Annotated in this window: 1 protein-coding gene; it reads right to left on the reverse strand. The window is 67.0% G+C overall.

What is annotated here, in order from left to right:
- Positions 1 to 1,998 (reverse strand): putative Ig domain-containing protein (locus tag BMF89_RS22560; RefSeq protein ID WP_366215033.1); only part of this gene is annotated, 1,998 nt, incomplete at its 3' end.
- Between the last annotated feature and the right edge of the window lie 462 nt (positions 1,999 to 2,460).

Consider the following 2,460-nt stretch of genomic DNA (forward strand, 5'->3'; position numbering starts at 1 on the left):
GTTGGGGGTTCCGGTGATGGCGCCGGTGGTGGGTTCGAGATGGAGCCCGGGCGGGAGGGCACCGGTGGTGTTCCAGGTGTAGGGGCCGGTTCCGCCGGTGGCGGTGAGGTAGGTGCGGTAGGCGTTTCCGACGGTGCCGGCCGGGAGGGTAGTGGTGGTGATGGCGAGGGGCCCGGTGGGTGTGGTGGTAGCCGGGGTCGGTGGGGTGTCGAGCTTGAATAGGCGGTGGTGGTAGAAGGTGCCGGTGGCGATGGTGACTTGGGGGCCTTTGGGCCAGAAGCAGGCCAGGCAGCCGCCGAGTTCGTACCCGACAGTTCCGTCGAGGGTGAGTATTGGGTGGGAGAGAGGGGTGTAGTTCGCATCGAGGGCCCCGGTGAGGGTGCCGGTGACTCCGATCATGTCATCCAGTGCCATGCCGACGTTGATGGTGCCGGTGGCGTTGGCGGTGGCTCCGGTGGCGCTGGTGAAACCGATCGGGGTTACGGTGTCCCCGCAGTGCTGGATGGTGCGGGAGGTCCCGCCCTGCCAGAGGTATTCGCTGCCGCAGGCGAGTTTGACGGAGCCGCTGACGTCGGCCTTGCCGGAGGCGGAGAACTTCAGGACGGGCTGGACGTTGAAAACGATGACGCCGAGGTCGCCCGCGGGAACTATCGCTTGGCTTTGGGGGAAGGTCACGGTGCAGGAACCTTGGCCGGAGAGGCTGGCCCCGGTATTGATGGTGATGGCCCCGTCGAGGTCAAACTGGAACCGGTCCAGGCCCAGCAGGCTCCACTTGGCGGCCATTGAAGGGCTCAGGGTGCTGGTGAGAGCGAGCCCGGTGAGGGTGATCTGCGCCGATCCGCTGCAGGTGGCCTTTACTGCGCTGGCCTGGATCTGCACAGGCGAGGTGCCCTTGCGGTAGAGGGCGGTGGAGGCCATCCCGTTCCCTGCCCCGCCCTGGTAGGAGGCGGGAGAGGCGTCGGCGCCGGAGGTGGGCATGGTGGGGTCGATGGCGTTGACCGTGCCGTCGGTGTAGGCATCGGCAGGGGTGCGCGGGGACAGAGCGGCGGTGACGGTCCCGTCGGCGTTGGCCGTGACGCTGTCCACGGCGCCGATCGCCCCGGAGTCGATGCCGGGGGCCGGGGCGAGGACGAGGATCTGCCCGGTCGCGATTGTCACACCGCTGACGCTGGGGCCGCTCAGGGTGACTGTCGCTATTTTCTGGGTAGTCGCGTCCCGGGTCACCCCGCTTATCGCCGTGGCGGGGACTTGGACGGTCGCGGATGCCGGGGTCAGGATTGCACAGGCCTGTCCGATGCATCCGGCCGGCATGCTGGTGGGGATATTAATGGTGCGGGCGACGGTGGCGGTGGATCCGGCCGCGTCCGTGACCGTGAACGAGGCGGCGGCGGTCCCGGTCGCGGCCGGGATGCCTGAGACAGCCCCGTCCGGGCTCACGGTGAGGCCGATCGGCAGCCCGGCGGCGGTCCAGGTCAGCGGCGCGATACCACCGGTGGCGGATATCTGGTCCAGGTATCGCGCTCCTGCGAGGCCGTCATGGAGTGCCCCGTCGCTGATCGTGAGCGGGTGCGTGACCCGGTAGAGCCGGTACATGAAGGCGGCCATGGCGTCCCGGTTGACGGCACCCAGGGGCCGGTAGGTTTTGCTGCCGTCGGGTTCTGTCCAGCCGGTGGAGATGCCCTGGGAGGCGAGCCAGGTGATCTGGCTGTAGAAGTGGTTGTCCGCCCCGACATCGGTAAACGAGATGCCCTGGGGTGTGTAGGCCGGGCTGCCAGCGAAACGGTACATGAAAGCGGCCATGGCGTCCCGGTTGACGGAGTTCAACGGCCGGTAGGTTTTGCTGCCGTCGGGTTCTGTCCAGCCGGTGGAGATGCCCTGGGAGGCGAGCCAAGTGATTTCCTTGTAGAACGGGGTGCCTGGCGGGACGTCCGTGAAAGGTGACGTGGCCGGGGCGGTGTAGCCGGGCGAGCCGGCGAGCCGGTACATGAAGGCGGCCATCGCGTCCCTGTTGACCGGCAACACGGGACCGTAGATCCTGGACCCGTCCGGCTGGACCCAGCCGGTGGAAATGCCTTCTCCGGACAGCCACGAGATTTCAGTGAAGAACGGGGCCCCTTCCGGCACGTCGGAAAAGGCCGCCGACGTGGTGACTGAGGGCTGGACTTCCCGGGCCGTGTTCATCGCCAGGGCCCTGCCCGGATGGCTGTTCGCCGTAGCGGCAGAGACCGGGATGGCAGCATTTGCCGGAATCGCACCTGCCATCAGGAACAGAACGACGAACGCGCTGATGAGAGCGACAGCGGACCGGAAAAAACCAAACCTCAACACAGGCGGTACCCCCACATACACCCGCCCATACAAGCGGTCCCCAGCGTCCCGTGATATTAGGGACGAGCCGATCATAAATGCTGACGAAGCACCCCGACACCAGCAGGAACGAAATCGGCCGGAATATGTCGC

Source organism: Arthrobacter sp. SRS-W-1-2016 (assembly GCF_002009585.1).
Taxonomy (GTDB): Bacteria; Actinomycetota; Actinomycetes; order Actinomycetales; family Micrococcaceae; genus Arthrobacter; species Arthrobacter bambusae_A.